Here is a 22,147-nt window from a genome sequence, read left to right as displayed (position 1 = left end):
CATTAGGTGAAAAGCAGTCCTATTCCAGGGCCTTATTATTTCTTTTTTTGCAAAAATGGGTTACACTAAAAGGTATTGTGGATTAATCTCTGTCATTTTTGAAAGAGTTATCCACTGTGGATAATTGGTTAAACTAATACTAGTCTTCATTCATATAAGAAATAGAGCAAATATAGCATTTTTATAGATAAGAGAGGTGAACGGAATGGAATACGAAACGATAGCAGCGATATCGACTCCGATGGGAGAAGGAGCGATTGCGATCGTACGGTTAAGTGGGTCTGAAGCGGTAGACATTGCCGATAAGCTTTACAAGGGTTCAAAACCGCTAAGAGACGTAGAGTCTCATACGATTCACTATGGGCATCTGATCGACCCAGACACAGACGAGGTAGCGGAAGAGGTAATGGTTTCTGTCATGAGGGGGCCTCGCACCTTTACGAGGGAAGATATTGTTGAAATCAACTGTCACGGTGGACTCGTATCAGTCAATCGCGTACTTGAACTTGTTCTACGAAGCGGGGCAAGATTAGCTGAACCAGGTGAATTTACAAAACGAGCATTCTTGAACGGTAGAATCGATCTTTCTCAAGCAGAAGGTGTAATTGATCTCATTCGTGCCAAAACTGATAGAGCGATGAATGTTGCGTTGAACCAAATGGAAGGACGTCTTTCAACACTAATTTCAAAGCTTCGCCAGCAATTACTAGAAACAGTTGCGCACGTTGAAGTCAATATCGATTACCCTGAGTACGATGCAGAAGAGATGACGCAGGAGCTTTTAACAAATCAGTTAAAAGAAGTAGAAGAAGAGATCAGACGAATTCTCGTAACGGCCCGGCAAGGTAAAATTTTGAGAGAGGGCCTATCGACTGTCATCGTAGGAAGACCAAATGTAGGAAAGTCCTCTTTATTAAACAGTCTTGTTCATGAAAACAAAGCGATTGTTACGGATGTACCTGGTACAACCAGAGATGTGATCGAAGAGTATGTGAACGTAAGGGGCGTACCTTTAAGGCTCGTTGATACAGCGGGGATACGTGAAACGGAAGATCTTGTCGAACGAATAGGGGTAGAGCGATCACGTGAGCGTTTAAAGCAGGCAGACCTCATCCTACTCGTTTTAAATTATAACGATGAGCTTACTCACGAAGATGAACAGCTTTTCAAAGCAGTCGAGGGAATGGATGTTATCGTGATCGTTAACAAAACCGACTTGGAAGAAAAGCTTGATCTAGAAAAAGTAAAGCGGCTAGCTGATAAGCATCCGATCATTACAACTTCCCTAAAGAATGAACAAGGAGTAGATGAGCTCGAACAATCTATCTCTGAACTCTTCTTTGAAGGTGCTGTTGAATCACAGGATCTAACGTATGTATCAAACTCTAGACACATCGCTTTGTTAGAGCAATCAAGAAAAACACTAGCAGATGCGCTCGACGCCATCGAAGCAGGAATGCCTGTCGATATGGTTCAGATTGATATTACTCGTACATGGGAACTACTAGGAGAGATCATAGGTGATACGGTATCTGAGAGTTTGATCGACCAGTTATTCTCGCAATTCTGTCTTGGGAAATAAGAATATAAAAGGAGGAATACGGCAATGGGTTACAAAGCCGATTCTTATGATGTTATCGTCGTCGGCGCAGGTCATGCCGGTGTAGAAGCAGGTCTAGCTTCAGCGAGAATGGGAGCAAAGACACTCATGCTCACACTGAACCTTGACTCTGTTGCATTCATGCCCTGCAACCCTAGTGTAGGAGGTCCTGCAAAGGGGATCGTCGTTAGGGAAATCGATGCATTAGGCGGCGAAATGGCGCGAAATATTGATAAAACACACATTCAGATGAGAATGTTGAACACAGGTAAAGGGCCAGCTGTACGCGCACTGCGTGCTCAGGCTGATAAAGTTTTATACCAAAGCGAAATGAAAAAAACGCTTGAGGAACAAGAAAATTTAACGTTACTGCAAGGCATGGTTGAAAAGCTGATCATTGAAGACGGAGTATGTACTGGAGTTGAAACGAAGACAGGTGCGCAGTATGAAGCGAAGTCCGTGATTCTTACAACTGGTACGTTCCTTCGTGGTCGTATTATTCTTGGTGACCTTTCTTATGAGAGTGGTCCAAATAACATGCAGCCTTCAGTAAACCTCTCTTATCATCTACAAGAGCTTGGTTTTGAAATGGTGCGATTTAAGACAGGAACACCACCTCGTGTGAATAACAAGTCGATCGACTACAGCAAGACTGAGATTCAACCAGGTGATGAAAAGCCGCGTGCTTTTTCATATGAAACAACTGAGTATATTACTGACCAACTTCCTTGCTGGCTGACGTACACTGGCGAGGAAACGCATAAGCTTATCAACGATAACCTTCACCGTTCGCCTATGTACTCCGGCATGATCGAAGGTACAGGTCCGCGCTATTGTCCTTCGATCGAAGATAAAATCGTTCGATTCAATGATAAGCCTCGCCATCAGATCTTTTTAGAGCCTGAAGGACGTAATACGAAAGAGGTTTATGTTCAGGGACTATCAACGAGTCTCCCTGAAGACTTGCAGCGTAAAATTTTGAAGACAGTACCTGGTCTTGAAAACGTTGAAATGATGCGTGCAGGCTATGCTATCGAGTATGATGCGATCGTACCTACACAGCTTTGGCCTTCATTAGAAACAAAAACAGTTAAGAACCTCTTCACTGCAGGTCAGCTTAATGGTACTTCAGGTTATGAAGAGGCTGCAGGGCAAGGGATCATGGCAGGAATTAACGCTGCGCGAAATGCACAGGATCGTGAAGCTGTCATTCTAGACCGTTCTGATGCGTATATAGGCGTCTTGATCGATGATCTCGTGACGAAGGGAACGAATGAACCGTATCGTTTACTAACATCTCGTGCAGAATACAGACTGCTTCTGCGCCATGATAACGCTGATCTGAGACTTACCGATCTTGGCTACGAAATCGGAATGATCCCTCAAGAACGCTACGATCGTTTCATTGCGAAAAAGGAATTGATCGAAAAGGAAATTAAGCGTCTAGAATCTGTTGTGATCAAGCCAACTGATGAAGTGAATGACATTTTGCAGAAATACGGATCTGAGCTGAAAGAAGCCGCACACGCTGGTAACTTGATCAAACGTCCTGAAGTAAACTATGAAGCGATCAAACAACTTACTCCAGCTGAGTACGACGTTCCAGAAGATGTTGCTGAGCAAGTGGAGATTCAAATTAAATACAAGGGCTATATTGCGAAAAGTCTACAGCAAGTTGAACGTATGAAGAAAATGGATGAGAAGAAGATTCCAAATGATATTGATTACTTTGCGATAAATGGACTTGCTAGTGAAGCAAAACAAAAGCTACATGAGGTCCGTCCTCTATCTATTGGCCAGGCTTCACGTGTATCGGGCGTTAATCCAGCAGATGTTTCTATTTTACTTGTGTATATTGAGCAGGGAAAAATAGCTAAGATTGCAAAATAATCGATAAAGTGAGGTAGCCATGAACGAACAACAATTCATGGAGTTGCTAGAGGAGAAGGGGATAACCCTTTCTCCTGAGCAGCTTCAACAATTTCAGACATACTATGATGTTTTGGTGGAATGGAACGAAAAAATGAATTTAACGGCCATAACTGATAAAGAAGAGGTTTATGAGAAACACTTTTATGACTCTATTATGGCGGCATTCTCGTTTGACTTTTCCTCTGATTTACATATTTGCGATGTTGGAGCAGGAGCAGGATTTCCAAGCCTTCCGATAAAGATTTGCTTCCCCCACCTAAACGTAACGATCGTGGATTCACTTAATAAACGGATCGGATTCTTAAAGCACTTAGCGTCACAATTAAATCTGACAGGTGTTTCTTTTTGTCATGATCGCGCAGAACTGTTCGGTAAGAATAAAACGTATCGCGAACAGTATGATGTTGTTACAGCAAGAGCAGTCGCACGCATGTCCGTTCTAGGAGAACTTTGTTTACCGCTAGTTAAGCCAGGTGGATATTTTGTTGCTTTAAAAGGTCCAAATGTCGAGGAAGAATTAAAAGCTGGAAAACAAGCTATAACCATACTTGGTGGGCAGACAGAAAAGGTCGAGAAACTATCTTTGCCCCTTGAAGAGAGCGAGCGGAATATCGTCACGATCAAAAAAATCAAATCGACACCAAAAAAATATCCAAGAAAGCCAGGCACACCTAATAAAAATCCATTATAATAGAAATAGTCTGCATTTGAACGGAAATGTGTTCCACGTGGAACGCTACGTATAGAAGGATTTTTAGTTCAAGGTAACGAATCAGTTAAGGAGTCGATTAAAGGTGGTGTTGGGCGATGAAACATACGTTTTCACGTCTTTTCGGATTGAACGAAGAAAAAAATGAGGGAATGGAATCTGAACAGGATGAAGTAAAGCACATCCTTGTTGAAGAAATTGTTCCGAACCGTTTCCAACCTCGAACAATTTTTATAGATGAAAAAATCGCTGAACTATCTCAGACTATTAAAACACATGGTATTATCCAGCCGATCGTCGTGCGAGAACGTGAAGGCAAATATGAGATTATTGCCGGGGAACGTCGCTGGAGAGCTGTGAAAAAGCTTGGCTGGGAGCGAATTCCTGCAATAGTGAAAGAGTTTAATGATTCGCAAACAGCATCGATCGCTTTAATAGAGAACTTACAGAGAGAAGAATTGACTGCCATTGAAGAAGCGATGGCATATTCTCAGCTATTAGAGCTTCATAATTTGACGCAAGAAAGCCTCGCGCAACGCCTTGGAAAAGGACAATCAACGATTGCAAATAAGCTTCGTTTGTTAAAGTTGCCAGAACCTATACAACAAGCACTTTTAAATAAACAGATCACCGAAAGACATGCTAGAGCCTTGATCCCTCTTAAGAACCCTGAGAATCAAGTGAAGGTGCTCGAAGAAGTAATTGAGAAACAGTGGAATGTTAAGCAAACTGAGGATCGAGTTGTGCGGATGCTTGAAGGAACCACTCCAAAGCCGAAGCCTACAAAGAAGTCCTTCAGTAAGGACATGCGTCTTGCTGTAAACACCATTCGCCAATCACTTGATATGGTAACGGAGAGCGGTTTATCGATCGATACCGACGAAGAAGAGCATGAAGAATATTACCAATTTACAATTCGAATTCCGAAGAAGAAGTAAAACTCATCCGAAGAGGGTGAGTTTTTAATTTGAGCGTAGTCTATTTTCTAAAAGAACATCCAAAAAATTCTAAACGTGATAAAATATGAGATAGAAATGTCGTTCTAAGGAGTAGGTGAAACGTTGGCTAATATTATTGCTGTTGCGAATCAAAAGGGCGGGGTAGGAAAAACGACAACCTCTGTAAATTTGAGTGCCTGTCTTGCTTCACTAGGTAAAAAAGTACTTCTAGTCGATATCGATCCTCAAGGAAATGCAACGAGTGGTGTCGGGATTGAAAAGGGTGCGATCGATCACTGTGTCTACAATATCCTTGTCGACGATAAAGATGCCATCGATATTATGAAGCAGACTTCGATTGAGAATCTTCACGTTATCCCTTCAACCATTCAGCTAGCCGGTGCTGAAATCGAGCTTGTACCGACCATATCGAGAGAAGTACGATTGAAAAGGGCATTAGCGAAAGTTGAAAAAAACTATGATTATATTATAATAGATTGTCCTCCATCACTAGGTTTATTAACAATCAATTCTCTAACAGCTGCTAATGCTGTCCTTATTCCTGTTCAATGTGAGTACTACGCACTAGAAGGATTAAGTCAGCTATTAAATACTGTTCGACTTGTACAAAAGCACTTAAACACGGACTTGAAAATAGAAGGCGTGCTACTCACTATGTTAGATGCTAGGACGAACTTAGGAATTCAAGTCATTGAAGAAGTGAAGAAGTACTTTCAAGAGAAAGTCTATAAAGCGATCGTTCCAAGAAATGTTCGGTTAGGAGAAGCGCCAAGCCATGGCAAACCAATTATAGCGTATGATTCTAAATCTAGAGGAGCGGAAGTCTATTTAGAACTTGCAAAGGAAGTGTTAGGATATGGCTAATCGTGGATTAGGCAAAGGAATCAATGCATTCTTTCCTTCCCAAAAGGAAGACGAAACGGTGAAAGACATTCCTATAAACGAACTACGTCCTAACCCATATCAACCGAGAAAGAACTTTGCTGCAGAGGCGATTGAAGAACTGAGTTCATCCATTCAAACATATGGAGTCCTACAGCCTGTGATCGTCAGAAAAAGCATAAAAGGGTATGAGATCGTAGTAGGCGAGCGACGCTACCGAGCTTCAAAGGAAGCTGGACTCACAACCATTCCTGCTGTCGTTCGAGATCTCACAGATCGAAAAATGATGGAGATCGCATTGATCGAAAACCTTCAAAGAGAGAATTTGAATCCCATCGAAGAAGCGATGGCTTATCAGAAGTTGATGAAGGAAACCGATGTTACGCAAGAAGAGTTATCGAAGAGGCTTGGAAAAAGCAGACCTCATTTAGCTAATTTTTTACGGTTGCTCCAACTATCACCTGAAATCCAGGATCATATCGCAGAAGGTAAGTTAACGATGGGGCACGGTAGAGCTCTGTTAGGTCTGAAAAATAAAGATGCGAGACTCCCATTAGCGAAGCGTGTGATCGAAGAGAAGCTAAATGTGAGACAGCTTGAATCACTCATCAATGGAATGAACCAGAACGTTTCACGTGAAACAAAAAAAGAAGCAGCACCTGATCCTTTTTTAAAGGATAAAGAAAATGTTCTTCGAAAACGGTTCGGTACTTCAGTATCGATCAAACGGACTAAGAAAAAAGGTAAGATCGAAATCGAATTCTTTTCTCAAGAAGATTTAGACCGCATTCTTGATGTCTTAGAAAAAGGTGAACAATAGTCAGCATAAACTGTGAAGCAGTTTATGCTTTTATTATAGGGACTACTATACGTTGGAGAGGTGTTTTGTAATATGTATCTCGATCAAGCGGCATCGTCATTTCCGAAGCCACCAGAAGTAGTGGAAGCGATGACGAAGGCTTTAACAGAATACGCTGCAAACCCGGGTAGAAGTGGACACAAGATGTCTGTAAAGGCGAATGAAGTGATCAGTCAAGCAAGGGAACAGCTCGCTCACTTCTTTGGGTTCAAGTATCCTAATCGCGTATGCTTTACGTCAAATGCAACATCTGCACTGAATCAGGCTTTAAAAGGGTTCCCATTCCAAAGCGGCGATCACGTGTTAACAACGTCTTATGAACATAATTCCGTACGCCGTCCACTTGAGGACATTAAAAGGAAGAGGGGCATAGAGATAACGTATTTTGACTCAGGTACCTCCGAGGACTTCGACATAGCCGCATTTGAAGAGTCCATTACTCCTCAAACAAAAATGATCGTTGTCTCTCATGGATCGAATCTCACTGGAAAGATAGTACCTATCAAAAAGATAGGAAAACTTGCGAAGGATAAAGGCGTACCGTTTCTTGTCGATGCTGCGCAAACAGCTGGTGTTCTACCTATTGATGTAGAAGAAATGAATATCGATTTACTCGTATTTCCTGGTCATAAGGGGCTGCTAGGACCTCAAGGTACAGGTGTTCTTATGGTTGGAAAAGAAGTGTCGCTCGAACCTATTTTTCACGGAGGAACAGGCAGCCGCTCCGAATCGATCGAGCAGCCAGAGGTATACCCTGAATATCTTGAGAGCGGAACGCTGAACACACCGGGTATCGCAGGACTCCTTGCAGGTCTCGAAGTTGTAAAAAAGTTAGGTCTTGATGAGATTCATCGTCATGAACAGCGTCTGACAAAAAAGTTAATTGAAGGTTTACATTCAATCGATTATCTCAAAGTTTATGGTCCACATTCCGATCGCCTTGGAGTCGTTCCATTTACCATCGAAGGAATCGACTCACAAGAAATCGCGATTATATTGGACCAGCATTATGATATCGCGGTACGAGCAGGGCTTCATTGTACTCCTATCGGTCATGAGTCGATCGGAACGTGCGGTGCTGTAAGAATCAGTGTAGGGCCATACAATACAGAAGAAGAGATCGATCAGGTCATTCTAGCGTTGCAGGAAATAGTAGAGGGATATTTCGGCTAAGGAGAGGTAAGATGGTCCTATTAGGTACAGTAGTCAATGGCCTTGCGATTATACTTGGAACATTGATCGGCACAATTAGTAGAAGAATACCAGAGCGAATGAAAACGACGATTATGCAAGGGTTAGCACTCGTTGTTGCGGTAATTGGACTTCAGATGGCGATGAAGAGTGAACAATTCCTCGTCGTAATCGGTAGTTTAGTAGTCGGTGGAATTCTTGGGGAGTATTGGGATCTTGAAGGGAAGTTAAAGAGTATCGGAAGATGGATCGAGCATAAAACAGGAGCTGCCTCTGAAGGAAGTGTTGCACAAGCATTTGTAACCGCGACACTCGTTTATGTTGTTGGAGCGATGGCGATTCTCGGGGCGCTCGATAGTGGACTTCGCGGGGATCATTCTGTTCTTTTTACGAAATCACTCATAGATGGTTTTACGGCGATTATGTTTACGGCTACGCTTGGATATGGTGTACTGTTTTCTGCCTTCCCAGTTATGCTCTACCAGGGATTTATAGCCCTTTTCGCATCTCAAATCGATCGATTTGTTCCGCAAGCTTTGCTTGATGCATTTATTGCAGAAGTCACGTCTGCAGGAGGCATTATGATCTTAGCGATCGGCCTTAATCTGCTAGGCTTAACGCAAATTAGAGTTGCGAATTTCCTCCCAGGACTACTGGTAGCAGCAGGTCTCGTATCGCTGCTATATTTCATTCAATAAAAAACCCCTTTTCCGGACTTCATTCCGAGAAAAGGGGTTTTTCTATGGGATTTGAAAAAGATCATCGCTCCATGATTTGATCTGCTTATTTAATTTACTCTCATGCTCTGTTGAAGAGTAATACGCTTCTATTGCATCGTTCAAACTTTCGGCCATTATATCAGCCATCTTCATAACAAGGTTCAAGCGTGTGTTCTGAAGGACAAAGTATTCCATAAACCCACTGACATTCACAATCCCAGTCAAATGGATATCTCCAACTTCAGGAAGCTCTTTCTTAACGCCTGCGCCTGGTTTGACTGGTCCGTCTCCAACCGTAATGATACCTACCGAGTGAAGGCGTCCGAGGCAAGCGTCGATCCCGATAATAAAAGGGTTATGGTGAGACTTTTCAATCGTTGTCATCACGTCATTTAAATTAACAGCATGTACGGGAGACTCTAGCGTACCATATACAGAAGCGTTTAATTTTAGCTGGCTTAGTTTGCTTCCTACGAGGGGACCAAGAGCGTCTCCGGTAGATCGGTCGGTACCGATGCACACGATTACGATTTCTTCTGTACGCTTTTTGGGAAGCATGCTCATAACCTTTTCGCCAGTCGTTTTTATGGCAAGAGTATCCTCATGATGGATTCGATATGCTACAGGCTTTTTTTGAAAAAACTTGTCTCGAAGATTCATAGGATTCTCTCCTTTGTAATAGTAGTAACAGTATACGGAAACTTGAGGTGATCTATACATAAAGCTTCGTTTTTCTTCTACATAAATGGAAATTAGTCGAAGAACTGGCAAAGGAGAGAATGCCATGATTAACGGTGGGATGAAGTGGATGTTCCTCATTCTTGGTACGATGATTGGAGCGGGGTACGCTTCAGGAAGGGAACTCTGGCAATTTTTTGGACATGAAAGTGTCCTGGCTATCGTGCTGTTCACGATCATGTTCAGTATCTGCTGTTATGTCATCATGAAGATTAGCTACGAAACACAATCATCACATTACTTACCGATTCTCGAAAAGTTAGTTGGAAAGAAACTGACTGGACTGTACGATCTATTAATCATCCTTTATCTGTTTACCACTACCATCGTCATGCTAGCAGGAGGAGGCGCTACGATGGAAGTGTTGCATCTCCCCTATTGGATGGGCATCGGAATTCTCGCCATCCTTGTCGTCGTCCTCTTCTTCTGGGATATCAATGGCATGCTTTCAATGAATGCGATCATCTTACCTCTACTCATTATCTTGCTACTCGCGGTTCTTCTTTTATTTATCAAATCAAATATGAACGCGATCCTATTCGATTGGATGAAGCAATCGAATTGGCCAGCTGCATTTACCTTTACAGCTCTAAATATTTTGCCTCTCGTTGCGGTTCTATCTGCTATCGGTCATCAGATCAAACACAAAGGCGAAATCTGGATTGCGAGCATAGGAAGCGGTTTGATACTAGGTGGCCTGTCGTTTCTATATAATCAATCGTTAATTCAAGTAGCGCACGATTTACTTGTCTACGAAATTCCTTTGTTTGCTATTCTGAAAAGCTATCCTTACTATATGGTGCTGATCATGTCGTTCTTGTTATGGACAGCGATCTACACAACGGCAGTCAGTGGCGTTTTCGGTCTCACAGCACGGTTCCGCGATATGGTCAGTCTTCCACTTTGGTTCATTGCTTTTATCATCGTAGCTGTGATGATTCCGTTTACTACGTTTGGGTTTTCAACATTAGTTGCTTTTTTATACCCTCTATACGGGGTACTTAACCTTTATATTTTGGCTTCTATCTTGATTTTTCCCGTTCTGAAGCGTTATGATTTGTTATCATAACAGTAGAATTTGATAGGAACGGGAGAGATGAGGTATGGGTGCGATAGAAGGACTGTGGCAAACGGTTTTTGAGTTTCTAGCCAATCGAGATTTTTGGATCGATATCTCTAATAGGATCTTTAGAATACTTGCCATTGTTATAGGAACATGGTTGTTCCTTCGTTTAGCTAAGTCAGCTTTAAATCATATCTTTGCCATTCGTTTGAAAAGCCCACTTCGCTTGTCTGAGCGTAGAGAAACTACTCTTATACGCTTGATCGAGAACGTGTTGACGTACGTCACTTACTTTATTGCGCTCGTTATGGTCTTGAGCGAATTTGAAGTGGATGTTCGAACATTGATCGCAGGTGCTGGTGTCGTCGGCCTCGCTGTAGGTTTTGGAGCGCAAAACCTCGTCCGAGATGTGATTACAGGTTTCTTTATCATTTTTGAGAAGCAATTTTCAGTAGGAGATTATGTTCGCATCACAGGAATCGAAGGATTTGTTGAAGAAATCGGTCTTCGAGTTACAAAAGTAAAAAGCTGGACAGGAGAACTTCACATCATACCGAATGGAAACATAAACCAGGTTACAAACTTTTCTATACACAACAGTATCGCTGTCGTTGATGTTAGCATTGCATATGAAGAACAGATTCAAGAGGCAGAAGAGATCATCATCGAATTATTGGACGAGCTTTATGACCAATATGATGCCATGATCGTAAAGCCTGAGTACCTTGGTGTTCAAACCCTAGGAGCTTCAGAAGTTGTCCTACGAATCATCTCAGAAACAAGACCTATGGAACACTGGGGTATCGGGAGAGAAGTTCGAAAAGCAGTCAAGCAGCGTCTTGATGAAAGAGGAATCGAAATACCGTTCCCTCGTCTTGTCATGTATCAGCGGGACGAGCAAGCAGAGGTTCAGGAAAAAGTATAGAAGGGATGGAACTTTGTGAACGAGAAGGAATTTGAGCTAAACGATGTCGTCGAAATGAAAAAACCTCATCCATGTGGTGAAAACAAATGGAAGATCATTCGCATGGGCGCAGATATCCGGATCAAATGTTTGGGCTGTGATCACAGTGTGATGCTACCTCGAAGAGAATTTTCTAGAAAAATTAAGAAAGTCCTAGAACGTGCTGATTCGTGACCGTCGCTTTGACGGTCTTTTTTTGTGTGAACAATTCTGGGAAGCTTGTATTTTCCCTTCTGAATCTCTATAATTGGAAAAGGTATGTCTCTAGTTTATTCACTAAAAAAGTAATATCAAAAACAGCTTCTGTAAGCTGTTTTTACTGTTATACAAAATAGATGCCCCACGGCTGATTTATAGAAGGAGTGACCGAGATGGCTTTAACCACCGGTATTGTAGGACTTCCGAACGTTGGGAAGTCAACATTGTTCAATGCAATCACACAAGCAGGTGCAGAATCTGCAAACTATCCGTTCTGTACGATCGATCCAAACGTTGGAATCGTCGAAGTTCCAGATGAGCGTCTTCAGAAGCTAACTGAGCTTGTTAATCCTAAGAAAACTGTTCCGACAGCTTTCGAATTCACTGATATTGCAGGTATCGTAAAAGGTGCGAGTAAAGGTGAAGGTCTTGGAAACAAGTTTCTATCACACATTCGTCAAGTAGATGCAATCTCTCAAGTTGTGCGTTGCTTCGATGATGAAAACATCACTCACGTATCAGGTAAGGTAGATCCGATCTCTGATATTGAAACGATCAACCTTGAGCTTGTCCTTGCCGATCTTGAAACAGTCGATAAGCGCATCGGCCGTGTGGAGAAGATGGCAAAACAGAAAGACAAAGAAGCACTTGCTGAATTTAACGTTCTGAAAAAGATAAAAGAAGCGCTAGAAGAAGAAAAGTCTGCTCGTAGCGTTGAACTTACAGAAGAAGAAGAGAAGATCGTATACGGTCTACACCTTCTTACGAAGAAGCCTGTTCTTTATGTTGCAAACGTTGATGAAGATGATCTACTTGATCCAGCAGATAACGAACACGTTGCACAAGTGCGTGAATATGCGGCAAAAGAAGGCGCGGAAGTAATCGTAGTTTGTGCAAAGATCGAGTCTGAACTCGCTGAGCTTGATGGCGAAGAGAAAGATGCGTTCTTAGAAGACATCGGTATCGCTGAGCCAGGTCTTAACAAGTTGATCAGAGCTTCGTACGACCTATTAGGCCTTGCAACGTATTTCACTGCTGGTGAACAAGAAGTTCGTGCTTGGACGTTCCGTCTTGGAATGAAAGCTCCTCAAGCAGCTGGAATTATTCATACAGACTTTGAACGTGGATTTATACGCGCTGAAGTGGTTGCGTATGACGATCTAGTCGAAGCGGGAACGATGGGTGCTGCGAAAGAAAAAGGAAAAGTTCGCCTAGAAGGAAAAGAATATATTGTGAAAGACGGAGACGTGATTCACTTCCGTTTTAACGTTTAATGAATAAACCTTGCTAATATAGGTTCGTTTTGTTATAATCTAAAGCTGTGAGTAATTATCTTTGTATACTTACTCCTTGCTCTTATTTAAGAGCCGTTAGACCAAAAGGAGGTGAACGGAATGCGTAACTACGAAATTATGTACATTATCCGTCCAAATATCGAAGAGGATGCACAGAAAGCTCTTATCGAGCGTTTCAACGGAATCCTTACTGATAACGGTGCGGAAATTAATGAAGTCAAGCAAATGGGCAAAAAGCGTCTTGCTTACGAAATCAACGATTTCAACAGCGGGATCTACATTGTTCTTGACATCAACAGTGATATCGAAGCGATCAACGAGTTCAGCCGTTTGATGAAAATCAACGACGATGTTCTTCGTTTCATGACACTTAACCTTGAAGAAGCTAAAAAGTAATTGTTTTATAAATAGGAGGGGTTCTGATGCTGAATCGCGTCGTATTAGTTGGACGTTTAACAAAAGACCCTGAATTGCGTTATACCCCAAGCGGCGTAGCGGTTGCGAACTTCACTCTTGCAGTGAATCGTCCGTTTACGAACCAGCAGGGAGACCGTGAAGCAGATTTTATCAACATTGTTGTATGGCGCAGACAGGCAGAAAACGCAGCCAATTTCTTGAAAAAAGGCAGCCTTGCTGGTGTAGATGGACGAGTTCAAACTCGTTCTTATGATAACAGCCAGGGACAGCGTGTGTTTGTGACAGAAGTGATGGCTGAAAGTGTCCAATTTCTCGAGCCAAAAGGCGCAAGCCAGGGCGGCGGAGGCGGCAACTACGGTGGCGGCTCTCCAAACAGAGATAGCGGCGGTTACGGAAATCAGAACCAAGATCGCAACAACAATCGGAATCAGTCCAACTTTGGAGATGATCCGTTTGCGAGCGATGGCAAGCCGATCGATATTTCGGATGATGACTTGCCGTTCTAATACTCTCTGTTTCGAGCGGTGAAAACAGAGAACAAATTTAAAAGCAAAGGAGGTACTAACCATGGCAAGACCAGGTGGACGTAGAGGTCGTCGTAAAAAGGTTTGTTTCTTCACAGTAAATAAAATCACTTACATCGACTATAAAGATGTAGATCTTCTTAAGCGTTTCGTATCTGAGCGTGGAAAGATTCTTCCACGTCGTGTAACAGGTACTAGCGCTAAATATCAGCGTCAATTGACTCGTGCGGTTAAACGTGCTCGTCAAATGGCACTACTCCCTTACGTAGTAGGAGAGTAACTTGATAAGGAAGAGACAGCAGGATTTGATCTTGCTGTCTTTTTTCTTTATATTGGAAAAAGCAAGGTGGTTTAACGTTACTTGGAAAAAGGTATATGTTCTTTACAATCGCTTGTAAGGGGGATATACCAATGATGGAAACTACAAAATTAACAGTACATAAACAGCATAGTATGAACGCGCTCATTTCGTTTGTGAAACAGGCAAAATCGTTTAGCAGCCATATCACTCTCTATCACGATGGACATAGCATAAACGGAAAAAGTCTTACGAGCGTCATCGCTTTCAATCTGATGGTCAATGAGGAGGATACGATCCTTTTAATCGCTGAAGGGCGTGATGCAATGAGTGCAACTCAGACGTTGAGTGAATTGCTGAAGAGTGAAACAAAGGGTGCTACAGATCAACCTCTTTCATTCATGTAGGTGAGACCAGGCTGTTGTGGTAACAGCCTTTTTTATATGTTAGTTTATTTATAAATGAAAAATTTGCTGTTGCGGGCAGAAATTCTTACAATATAGTAAGGGGATTTCGACCCGTTTTTTATTAGATATAAGGAAGGTCTAAAAACTTGAAAAATCAAACCGTGAAGCAATTAGTGGAAGGAGCTGCGCTAGCAGCTGTATTTGCTGTATTATTTTTAATCACAACGTTCGTTCCGATTCTTGGATCCATTACGTTCTGGGTCTTGCCTATTCCTTTTATTTTGATGGTTGTACGAAATGGTCTTGGCAGTGGATTTGTGATGTGGGGTGTTGCCACTGTATTAGGGTTAATCATCGCTGGATTTCCATCCCTCGCCGCCTCGTTTCCATTTGGAGTAGGGGGCTTAACAGCTGGTTATCTGTATGAGAAACGTAAATCTGCGCTTACTGTTTTGATCGGTAGTGGGATCAGTTATGTGATTACGATGCTAATCCTTTTTATCGGAAGTATACTACTGATAGGTGAGAACCCAATCGATTTAGCGATCTCAATGCTAAACCAGTCATTTAAACAGGCTGAATCAATAAGTGAAGCATTAGGGCAAAATACTGAGCAGTTCGATATGATGTTTGAGCAAATCGAGATCATCAGATATTTGGTTCCTACTCTCCTTGTTATTTTAGGTGTTTTGATGGCTTTAGTCTCACAACTTATTTCTATTCCTGTCTTGAAGAGGGTAGGAGGATTTCAACCTCCGGTGTTTAAACCGATTCGAGAATGGGCATTTCCTAAGAGTTTTTTATGGTATTATTTAGTTGTTACCATTCTAATGATGGTTGGTTTAGAAGAAGGTTCTGCTGCTTATGTAGCTTCTATTAATGTCTATTCAGTATTGAATGCGTTAATTTTTGTGCAAGGACTAGCAGTTATATACTTTTACAGCCACAAAAAAGGTTGGCCGATCGCGGTGCCGATACTTTTCACATTTCTTGGCTTCGCACTATCGTCACTTGTTGTTATCATTGGAATCATCGATCTAGGTTTTGAACTGCGAAGGAGAATGAAATCATAGGTAGGAGCTGAAAATATGCCAAAGTTTTTAACGAAACGGTGGCATGGTTATCATGTGGTAGCCTTGTTCGTCATTTCCATCCTTTTTATCGGCATTATTACTTATTACAACTGGATAATTGGAATTGTAAGCGTCATTGTGACAACGCTCCTCGTTTATTTAGCGATCCGTGCTGAATCGAATTTTCAGGAAGCTCTACGCGACTATGTCTCCACACTTTCGCATCGTGTGAAAAAGGTGGGCGATGAGGCATTGATGGAGATGCCGATCGGTATATTGTTGTATGATGAGGATTACCACATCGAATGGACAAATCCTTACATGCCTACCGTAACGAAGCAGGAGCCTCTGATCGGTCTTTCGTTAAATGAGATTTCAGAAAAAATCATCCCGTTTCTTAAGTCTGAAGCAGAGGATGAAATCTTGACCATCAATGAACGCAAGTATAAAACTTACTTCAAACAGGAAGAACGTCTACTTTATTTCTTTGATGTGACTGAGAAGATCGATATCAAACGAAGGTACAATGAGGAAAAAACCGTAGTAGGGATTATTTATCTCGATAATTATGAAGAGGTAACTCAAGGTTTAGGCGATGAAGTACGTAGTAATTTAAATAGTGCTGTCACGTCGATTTTAAATAAATGGGCCGATGAACATGGCGTTTTTCTTAAACGTAGTTCTTCAGAAAAGTTTTTTGCAGTCCTTAACCAAAAAATCCTTCAAGAACTAGAGAAGAATAAGTTTTCTATTCTTGATGAAGTTCGTGACGTCACGTCGAAGGAAAATATTCATATAACGCTAAGTATAGGAATCGGCAGCGGTCATAGCACGTTAACAGAGCTAGGACAGCTAGCACAATCTAGTTTAGATTTAGCGCTTGGCCGTGGCGGTGATCAAGTCGCGATTAAACAAACGAGCGGTAAGGTTAAGTTTTATGGTGGGAAAACAAATCCGATCGAGAAAAGAACGAGGGTTCGAGCGCGTGTTATTTCTCACGCTCTTCGAGAATTGGTCTTAGATAGTGATCAGGTTATTATAATGGGGCATAAAAACCCTGATATGGATTCGATCGGAGCGTCGATCGGTATTTTGAAAGTCGCTCAGGCGAACGGGAAAGAAGGAAATATCGTTTTTGATCAAAATCAAAAAACGAGTGGTGTATCGAGGCTAATCGAAGAAATACAGCAAAACGAGCAACTTTGGGCTCGGTTTCAGGATCCTGAAGAGGCACTTGAGAAGGCAACATCGAACACGCTTCTCGTGGTGGTCGATACACATAAACCTTCACTCGTCATGGAAGAAAAACTTCTTCAAAAGCTTGATCGCGTAGTTGTGATCGACCATCATAGACGAGGGGAAGAATTTATTGAAGATCCCGTTCTCGTCTATATGGAGCCGTATGCTTCCTCAACTGCCGAGCTTGTAACGGAACTCTTTGAATATCAGCCAAAGCGTCTTAAAATGGACATATTAGAAGCGACAGCATTGTTAGCTGGAATCATCGTCGATACAAAAAGTTTCACGCTTAGAACTGGCTCAAGAACGTTTGATGCTGCTTCTTATTTACGAGCACACGGTGCGGATACGGTTCTAGTGCAAGAATTTCTTCGAGAAGACATCGCTCAATATATTCGTCGAGCGCGTATTATCGAAAAGTCAAACATCTATCGTAACGGAATCGCCATTGCACTCGGTGAAAATGATAAGACGTATGACCAGGTCATGATCGCGCAGGCTGCTGATACGTTGCTTTCTATGAGCGGCGTTATTGCATCCTTTGTCATTTCAAAGCGAGATGATGGTAAAGTAAGCATAAGTGCAAGATCTCTTGGTGAAGTAAACGTTCAAATCATCATGGAAGGTCTAGAAGGTGGAGGCCATTTAACAAATGCCGCCACGCAGCTAGATGTAAATACAGTAGAAGAAGCAGAAAGTATGCTTAAAGAAGTCGTAGATGACTATCTAGAAGGGGGAGACGAAGAGTCATGAAAGTAATATTTTTAGAAGATGTAAAAGGTAAAGGTAAAAAAGGTGAAGTAAAAAATGTAGCAGATGGCTATGCTCGTAACCATCTTTTAAAGAATAATCTTGCTGTTGAAGCGAATAATGCAAATATGAAGCAGTTAAAAGCGAAGCAGCGCAGCGATGAAAAGAAAGCACAAGAAGAACTAGATGAAGCGAAGGCTCTTAAAGAAACAATCGAAAACCTCGAGGTTGAAATTTCAACGAAATCTGGTGAAGGTGGCCGCTTATTCGGATCGATCACTAGTAAGAACATCGCTGAGGATCTTAAGAAGCATCATGACATCAAAATTGATAAAAGAAAGATCGAACTAGATGAACCAATCCGTTCACTTGGTTACACAAATGTACCCATCAAATTGCATCAGGATGTGACTGCTACAGTTAAAGTTCATGTCGTTGAGCAATAATAGGTGTTAACGGGTGGAAAAAGCGAAATGCTCAGGGGGAAAACAACATGAGTGATTTATTTGCTGATCGTACGCCACCTCAAAATATAGAAGCAGAACAGGCCGTTATAGGGGCGGTGTTTTTAGAGACAGACGCATTAACGACCGCTACTGAGGTTCTCCAACCAGAAGATTTTTATCGTGCGGCACATCAGAAGATCTTTTCTGTCATGATCGAGCTATCCGAGAAAGGGGAACCGGTTGATCTTGTAACGGTAACTTCTGAGCTTCAAGATCGAAAACTCCTTGAGGAAATTGGCGGTGTCTCTTATTTAAGTGATTTGGCTAATTCGGTGCCAACTGCTGCAAACGTTGAATACTATTCAAAGATCGTAGAAGAGAAATCGATCTTAAGACGTTTGATCAGAGCGGCAACTGATATTGCTTCAGACGGTTATGCGAAGGAAAATGAAATAGAGAACCTTCTATCAGAAGCAGAAAAATCCATTATGGAAGTATCACAACGCAAGAACACCGGTGCGTTTATTTCCATTAAAGACGTTCTTGTCGATGCATATGATAATATCGAAATGCTCCAAAACAACACGGGAGACATTACTGGTATACCTACGGGCTTCTCAGAGCTAGATCGCATGACTGCAGGATTTCAGCGAAACGATTTGATCATCGTGGCTGCACGTCCTTCAGTAGGTAAGACGGCTTTCGCTTTGAATATCGCCCAAAACGTAGCAACGAAAACAGATGAGAACGTAGCGATCTTCAGTCTGGAGATGGGTGCAGAACAGCTCGTAATGCGTATGCTTTGTGCGGAAGGAAACATCGATGCACAGCGTCTTCGTACTGGAGCTCTGACAGGTGATGACTGGCAGAAGCTTACGATGGCGATGGGGAGTTTATCGAACGCAGGTATTTATATCGATGACACACCAGGTATTCGTGTTGGAGACATTCGGTCAAAATGCCGACGTTTGAAGCAAGAAAAAGGACTCGGCATGATCTTGATCGATTATATGCAGCTGATTAGAGGTAACGGCTCTACCGAGAACCGTCAGCAGGAAGTATCAGAGATATCTCGTGCACTAAAAGGAATCGCGAGGGAACTTGAAGTTCCTGTTATTTCACTTTCTCAGCTGTCTCGTGGCGTAGAATCCAGACAGGATAAACGTCCGATGATGTCTGATATCCGTGAATCAGGGAGTATCGAGCAGGATGCCGACATCGTTGCTTTCCTATACAGAGATGATTACTATGATAAAGAATCAGAGAATAAGAATATCATCGAAATCATTATTGCGAAGCAGCGTAATGGACCAGTTGGAACAGTAGAACTTGCTTTCGTAAAGGAATTCAATAAATTCGTTAATCTTGAGAGACGTCACGATGAGAGTGACATTCCTCCAGGTGCGTAATAAGTCCCGATCAGGGGCTTTTTCTTTTATAAGTTGGGAGAAAAATGGGTACATTAACCCTAATAACGAACATAAAAAGTAAACAACGATAAATCGTTCGGTTTTGTTGACTTAATTAACATGAATTGGTACACTTACTCTGGGTTTTTTAAAAAAGTGCATGCTTCACCGAACGAATTCGAATGAAGCATCTGGAGGTGCTGAAATGCCATCAGTAGTGGTCGTAGGAACGCAGTGGGGCGATGAAGGTAAAGGAAAGATTACTGACTACCTTTCTGAAAATGCAGAAGTTGTTGCTCGTTATCAGGGCGGTAACAATGCTGGACATACAATCGTATTCAACGATACGAAATACAAGCTTCACTTGATTCCATCAGGTATTTTTTACGATGATAAAATTTGCGTGATTGGTAACGGTATGGTTATTGATCCGAAGGCGCTTGTAGAAGAGCTTGCATATTTACATGAGCGTAACGTTAGTACGGACAACCTTCGTATAAGCAATCGTGCTCACGTGATTCTACCTTATCACCTTAGATTAGATGCTGTAGAAGAAGAGTCCAAGGGTGCAAACAAAATCGGTACGACGAAAAAAGGAATCGGACCTGCCTATATGGACAAGGCTGCACGTGTTGGTATCCGTATTTGTGACCTTCTCGATAAAGATGTTTTTGAAGAAAAGCTCGAGCGTAACCTTGCAGATAAAAACCGTCTTCTTGAGCGTATGTATGAAGCTGAAGGCTTCAAAAAAGAAGATATTCTTGAAGAGTACTATGAATATGGACAGCAGATTAAAAATTACGTTGTCGATACATCTGTTGTGTTAAATGATGCGATCGATGAAGGACGTCGTGTTCTTTTCGAAGGTGCACAAGGCGTTATGCTTGATATCGATCAGGGGACGTATCCTTATGTAACGTCATCTAACCCAATTGCAGGTGGTGTTGCGATCGGTTCTGGTGTTGGACCAAGTAAGATCAATCACGTGGTAGGCGTTTCAAAAGCGTATACGACACGTGTTGGAGATGGTCCTTTCCCAACTGAACTTCATGATGAAATTGGAGACAAGATTCGTGAAGTAGGAAACGAATACGGTACGACCACAGGACGACCTCGTCGTGTTGGTTGGTTTGATAGTGTCGTTGTTCGTCATGCCCGCAGAGTTAGTGGAATTACAGACTTATCTCTAAACTCCATCGATGTACTGACTGGTATCGATACGTTGAAAATCTGTACGGCATATAAATATAAAGGCGAAGTGATCGAGGAATTTCCAGCTAGCCTTAAAGTCCTTGCAGAGTGTGAACCAGTATACGAAGAGATGCCTGGTTGGAATGAAGATATTACAGGTGTGAAAGATCTTGGAGAGCTTCCTCCAAACGCTAGGCACTATATTGAGCGTGTTTCTCAGCTTACAGGTATTCCGTTGTCTGTGTTCTCTGTAGGACCAGACCGTAATCAAACAAACATGGTACGCGGTGTATTCGCATAAGTTCGTCCTCAGGAAAGCAAGAGGAATCCAAACTCCTGCGTTATAGGGAGCGAAACACTATGGTTTTTAGCTGGCAGTTTATACTGCCAGCTTTTTTTTAGGCGTTATTACTATAAAACAAAAGCACGGTTTATTTTTATATGATAAGATTGATATTGTTAGAATTTCCTATTTTTTATGAGGTGGGCTTAATGAACCGGGATAAAAGGCAAGTCTTTCGGCACCAACTCTCCGTACCTCTCGCAGCAAAAATGAGGGTATTGAATGGTGACGAACCTGATAGTAAAGAGTTTAATCATAAAATTTATATTCACGACATCGGCCTTGAAGGTATCGGCTTCTCTTCAGATCCTGAGTTAGCGAAACATATAGACTTAGAGTTTGAGTTGAAATTGAACGAAGAACTATTTAAGGTAACTGGTGAAATCCTATGGCTAAAAGCAAACAACCCAGATGATCCTAACACGAGAGGTAACTTTAGCTATGGTGTAAAATTCTATCTAAAAACAGAAAAACAGTCCTCCCTTGTCTTCCAAGAAGTTAATCGTTTCGCGATTCATCGTCACAAGCGCAAGAAAGAAATCCGTGAAATGATGAGAGAAAAACTAAGGAAAAAAGGTGAGACAAGGTAACAGCATCACCTGTTATCTTCACCTTTATTATTTTTATTTAAAGAATCCTTGCTTTTTTCATAAAGCAGTGATAATATAAAACTTGTCGTCATTAAAGAAACCTTTAATGAGCCATTAGCTCAGTTGGTAGAGCATCTGACTTTTAATCAGAGGGTCGAAGGTTCGAGTCCTTCATGGCTCACCATTTTCTTTCCGCAAAGTTACATAATTTGTGAAAGAAATCAGTGCACAGCATATAGAAGCAGGTGCACCATTAATTTCATACTATCGTCGCGGGGTGGAGCAGTTCGGTAGCTCGTCGGGCTCATAACCCGAAGGTCGCAGGTTCAAATCCTGCCCCCGCAACCAAAA

23 protein-coding genes and 2 tRNA genes are annotated in these 22,147 nt (G+C 42.0%); 24 read left to right on the top strand and 1 reads right to left on the bottom strand.

Annotated elements, in window-relative coordinates; all coding sequences use genetic code 11:
• The first annotated feature begins 205 nt into the window (after positions 1–205).
• From mnmE to PFZ69_RS20875, 8 genes are all read left to right on the top strand, one after another.
• Positions 206–1,582 carry a tRNA uridine-5-carboxymethylaminomethyl(34) synthesis GTPase MnmE gene (mnmE, locus tag PFZ69_RS20910; protein WP_270183027.1) on the top strand — a complete coding sequence of 459 codons (1,377 nt, stop codon included), beginning with the start codon at positions 206–208 and terminating at the stop codon, positions 1,580–1,582.
• Positions 1,583–1,606: 24 nt separating this feature from the next.
• Complete coding sequence (gene mnmG, locus PFZ69_RS20905) at positions 1,607–3,490, top strand: tRNA uridine-5-carboxymethylaminomethyl(34) synthesis enzyme MnmG (RefSeq protein WP_270183026.1); 1,884 nt, start codon at positions 1,607–1,609, stop codon at positions 3,488–3,490.
• A 19-nt stretch (positions 3,491–3,509) separates the two neighbouring features.
• Complete coding sequence (gene rsmG, locus PFZ69_RS20900) at positions 3,510–4,223, top strand: 16S rRNA (guanine(527)-N(7))-methyltransferase RsmG (RefSeq protein ID WP_270183025.1); 714 nt, start codon at positions 3,510–3,512, stop codon at positions 4,221–4,223.
• A 116-nt stretch (positions 4,224–4,339) separates the two neighbouring features.
• Positions 4,340–5,179 (top strand): nucleoid occlusion protein, encoded by an 840-nt coding sequence (gene noc, locus PFZ69_RS20895; RefSeq protein WP_270183024.1) that lies wholly within the window; start codon positions 4,340–4,342, stop codon positions 5,177–5,179.
• Positions 5,180–5,302: 123 nt separating this feature from the next.
• Positions 5,303–6,064, top strand: a complete 762-nt coding sequence (locus tag PFZ69_RS20890) for a ParA family protein (RefSeq protein WP_270183023.1) — start codon at positions 5,303–5,305, stop codon at positions 6,062–6,064.
• Entirely contained in the window at positions 6,057–6,902 is an 846-nt protein-coding gene (locus tag PFZ69_RS20885) for a ParB/RepB/Spo0J family partition protein (RefSeq protein ID WP_270183022.1), read from the top strand. The genes PFZ69_RS20890 and PFZ69_RS20885 overlap by 8 nt, the downstream gene beginning before the upstream one ends.
• Positions 6,903–6,974: 72 nt before the next feature.
• Positions 6,975–8,114 (top strand): aminotransferase class V-fold PLP-dependent enzyme, encoded by a 1,140-nt coding sequence (locus PFZ69_RS20880; protein WP_270183021.1) that lies wholly within the window; start codon positions 6,975–6,977, stop codon positions 8,112–8,114.
• Between the two features lie 11 nt (positions 8,115–8,125).
• Positions 8,126–8,830, top strand: a complete 705-nt coding sequence (locus PFZ69_RS20875) for a DUF554 domain-containing protein (protein ID WP_270183020.1) — start codon at positions 8,126–8,128, stop codon at positions 8,828–8,830.
• A gap of 42 nt (positions 8,831–8,872) precedes the next feature.
• Here the strand turns inward: PFZ69_RS20875 and yyaC are convergent, their stop codons facing one another.
• Positions 8,873–9,511, bottom strand: coding sequence for a spore protease YyaC (gene yyaC / locus PFZ69_RS20870; RefSeq protein ID WP_270183019.1), 639 nt, complete (start codon positions 9,509–9,511; stop codon positions 8,873–8,875).
• A gap of 124 nt (positions 9,512–9,635) precedes the next feature.
• Here yyaC and PFZ69_RS20865 point away from each other — a divergent pair, with 124 nt between their 5' ends.
• From PFZ69_RS20865 to PFZ69_RS20790, 16 genes are all read left to right on the top strand, one after another.
• Positions 9,636–10,658, top strand: a complete 1,023-nt coding sequence (locus tag PFZ69_RS20865) for a YkvI family membrane protein (RefSeq protein WP_270183018.1) — start codon at positions 9,636–9,638, stop codon at positions 10,656–10,658.
• Positions 10,659–10,692: 34 nt separating this feature from the next.
• Entirely contained in the window at positions 10,693–11,577 is an 885-nt protein-coding gene (locus PFZ69_RS20860; protein ID WP_270183017.1) for a mechanosensitive ion channel family protein, read from the top strand.
• A 15-nt stretch (positions 11,578–11,592) separates the two neighbouring features.
• The gene (locus tag PFZ69_RS20855) at positions 11,593–11,790 is read left to right on the top strand and encodes a DUF951 domain-containing protein (RefSeq protein ID WP_270183016.1); all 198 of its coding nucleotides are present in this window, start codon (positions 11,593–11,595) and stop codon (positions 11,788–11,790) included.
• Positions 11,791–11,987: 197 nt separating this feature from the next.
• A complete protein-coding gene (ychF, locus tag PFZ69_RS20850) occupies positions 11,988–13,088 on the top strand; it encodes a redox-regulated ATPase YchF (protein WP_270183015.1) in 1,101 nt (366 codons plus the stop codon).
• A 120-nt stretch (positions 13,089–13,208) separates the two neighbouring features.
• A complete protein-coding gene (gene rpsF, locus PFZ69_RS20845) occupies positions 13,209–13,505 on the top strand; it encodes a 30S ribosomal protein S6 (RefSeq protein WP_270183014.1) in 297 nt (98 codons plus the stop codon).
• A gap of 26 nt (positions 13,506–13,531) precedes the next feature.
• Positions 13,532–14,032, top strand: a complete 501-nt coding sequence (gene ssb, locus PFZ69_RS20840; RefSeq protein ID WP_270183013.1) for a single-stranded DNA-binding protein — start codon at positions 13,532–13,534, stop codon at positions 14,030–14,032.
• 61 nt (positions 14,033–14,093) lie between these two features.
• The gene (gene rpsR / locus PFZ69_RS20835) at positions 14,094–14,330 is read left to right on the top strand and encodes a 30S ribosomal protein S18 (RefSeq protein WP_270183012.1); all 237 of its coding nucleotides are present in this window, start codon (positions 14,094–14,096) and stop codon (positions 14,328–14,330) included.
• Positions 14,331–14,461: 131 nt separating this feature from the next.
• A complete protein-coding gene (locus PFZ69_RS20830; RefSeq protein WP_270183011.1) occupies positions 14,462–14,755 on the top strand; it encodes an HPr family phosphocarrier protein in 294 nt (97 codons plus the stop codon).
• A gap of 146 nt (positions 14,756–14,901) precedes the next feature.
• A complete protein-coding gene (locus PFZ69_RS20825) occupies positions 14,902–15,828 on the top strand; it encodes a YybS family protein (RefSeq protein ID WP_270183010.1) in 927 nt (308 codons plus the stop codon).
• Positions 15,829–15,843: 15 nt separating this feature from the next.
• Positions 15,844–17,820, top strand: coding sequence for a DHH family phosphoesterase (locus tag PFZ69_RS20820; protein ID WP_270183009.1), 1,977 nt, complete (start codon positions 15,844–15,846; stop codon positions 17,818–17,820).
• Positions 17,817–18,263 carry a 50S ribosomal protein L9 gene (rplI, locus tag PFZ69_RS20815; RefSeq protein WP_270183008.1) on the top strand — a complete coding sequence of 149 codons (447 nt, stop codon included), beginning with the start codon at positions 17,817–17,819 and terminating at the stop codon, positions 18,261–18,263. Before PFZ69_RS20820 ends, rplI begins: the two co-directional genes overlap by 4 nt.
• A 47-nt stretch (positions 18,264–18,310) precedes the next feature.
• A complete protein-coding gene (dnaB, locus tag PFZ69_RS20810) occupies positions 18,311–19,672 on the top strand; it encodes a replicative DNA helicase (protein ID WP_270183007.1) in 1,362 nt (453 codons plus the stop codon).
• 205 nt (positions 19,673–19,877) lie between these two features.
• Positions 19,878–21,164, top strand: a complete 1,287-nt coding sequence (locus PFZ69_RS20805) for an adenylosuccinate synthase (protein WP_270183006.1) — start codon at positions 19,878–19,880, stop codon at positions 21,162–21,164.
• Between the two features lie 191 nt (positions 21,165–21,355).
• Positions 21,356–21,796, top strand: coding sequence for a PilZ domain-containing protein (locus tag PFZ69_RS20800; protein ID WP_270183005.1), 441 nt, complete (start codon positions 21,356–21,358; stop codon positions 21,794–21,796).
• A 108-nt stretch (positions 21,797–21,904) separates the two neighbouring features.
• Positions 21,905–21,980 (top strand) — tRNA-Lys (locus tag PFZ69_RS20795).
• Positions 21,981–22,067: 87 nt separating this feature from the next.
• Positions 22,068–22,144 (top strand) — tRNA-Met (locus PFZ69_RS20790).
• Positions 22,145–22,147 lie beyond the last annotated feature (3 nt).

Origin of the sequence: Alkalihalobacillus sp. CinArs1, from assembly GCF_947387515.1 — a bacterium.
In the GTDB taxonomy this organism is placed as follows: domain Bacteria; phylum Bacillota; class Bacilli; order Bacillales; family Guptibacillaceae; genus Guptibacillus.
This window is presented reverse-complemented; position numbering and strand designations above follow the sequence as displayed.

What these genes read in the sequence shown, in the direction of transcription:
- mnmE (WP_270183027.1), top strand. Translation starts at nt 206, where the DNA reads ATGGAATACGAAACGATAGCAGCGATATCGACTCCGATGGGAGAAGGA.
- mnmG (WP_270183026.1), top strand. Translation starts at nt 1,607, where the DNA reads ATGGGTTACAAAGCCGATTCTTATGATGTTATCGTCGTCGGCGCAGGT.
- rsmG (WP_270183025.1), top strand. Translation starts at nt 3,510, where the DNA reads ATGAACGAACAACAATTCATGGAGTTGCTAGAGGAGAAGGGGATAACC.
- noc (WP_270183024.1), top strand. Translation starts at nt 4,340, where the DNA reads ATGAAACATACGTTTTCACGTCTTTTCGGATTGAACGAAGAAAAAAAT.
- PFZ69_RS20885 (WP_270183022.1), top strand. Translation starts at nt 6,057, where the DNA reads ATGGCTAATCGTGGATTAGGCAAAGGAATCAATGCATTCTTTCCTTCC.
- PFZ69_RS20880 (WP_270183021.1), top strand. Translation starts at nt 6,975, where the DNA reads ATGTATCTCGATCAAGCGGCATCGTCATTTCCGAAGCCACCAGAAGTA.
- PFZ69_RS20875 (WP_270183020.1), top strand. Translation starts at nt 8,126, where the DNA reads ATGGTCCTATTAGGTACAGTAGTCAATGGCCTTGCGATTATACTTGGA.
- yyaC (WP_270183019.1), bottom strand. Translation starts at nt 9,511, where the DNA reads ATGAATCTTCGAGACAAGTTTTTTCAAAAAAAGCCTGTAGCATATCGA.
- PFZ69_RS20865 (WP_270183018.1), top strand. Translation starts at nt 9,636, where the DNA reads ATGATTAACGGTGGGATGAAGTGGATGTTCCTCATTCTTGGTACGATG.
- PFZ69_RS20860 (WP_270183017.1), top strand. Translation starts at nt 10,693, where the DNA reads ATGGGTGCGATAGAAGGACTGTGGCAAACGGTTTTTGAGTTTCTAGCC.
- ychF (WP_270183015.1), top strand. Translation starts at nt 11,988, where the DNA reads ATGGCTTTAACCACCGGTATTGTAGGACTTCCGAACGTTGGGAAGTCA.
- rpsF (WP_270183014.1), top strand. Translation starts at nt 13,209, where the DNA reads ATGCGTAACTACGAAATTATGTACATTATCCGTCCAAATATCGAAGAG.
- ssb (WP_270183013.1), top strand. Translation starts at nt 13,532, where the DNA reads ATGCTGAATCGCGTCGTATTAGTTGGACGTTTAACAAAAGACCCTGAA.
- rpsR (WP_270183012.1), top strand. Translation starts at nt 14,094, where the DNA reads ATGGCAAGACCAGGTGGACGTAGAGGTCGTCGTAAAAAGGTTTGTTTC.
- PFZ69_RS20830 (WP_270183011.1), top strand. Translation starts at nt 14,462, where the DNA reads ATGATGGAAACTACAAAATTAACAGTACATAAACAGCATAGTATGAAC.
- PFZ69_RS20820 (WP_270183009.1), top strand. Translation starts at nt 15,844, where the DNA reads ATGCCAAAGTTTTTAACGAAACGGTGGCATGGTTATCATGTGGTAGCC.
- rplI (WP_270183008.1), top strand. Translation starts at nt 17,817, where the DNA reads ATGAAAGTAATATTTTTAGAAGATGTAAAAGGTAAAGGTAAAAAAGGT.
- dnaB (WP_270183007.1), top strand. Translation starts at nt 18,311, where the DNA reads ATGAGTGATTTATTTGCTGATCGTACGCCACCTCAAAATATAGAAGCA.
- PFZ69_RS20805 (WP_270183006.1), top strand. Translation starts at nt 19,878, where the DNA reads ATGCCATCAGTAGTGGTCGTAGGAACGCAGTGGGGCGATGAAGGTAAA.
- PFZ69_RS20800 (WP_270183005.1), top strand. Translation starts at nt 21,356, where the DNA reads ATGAACCGGGATAAAAGGCAAGTCTTTCGGCACCAACTCTCCGTACCT.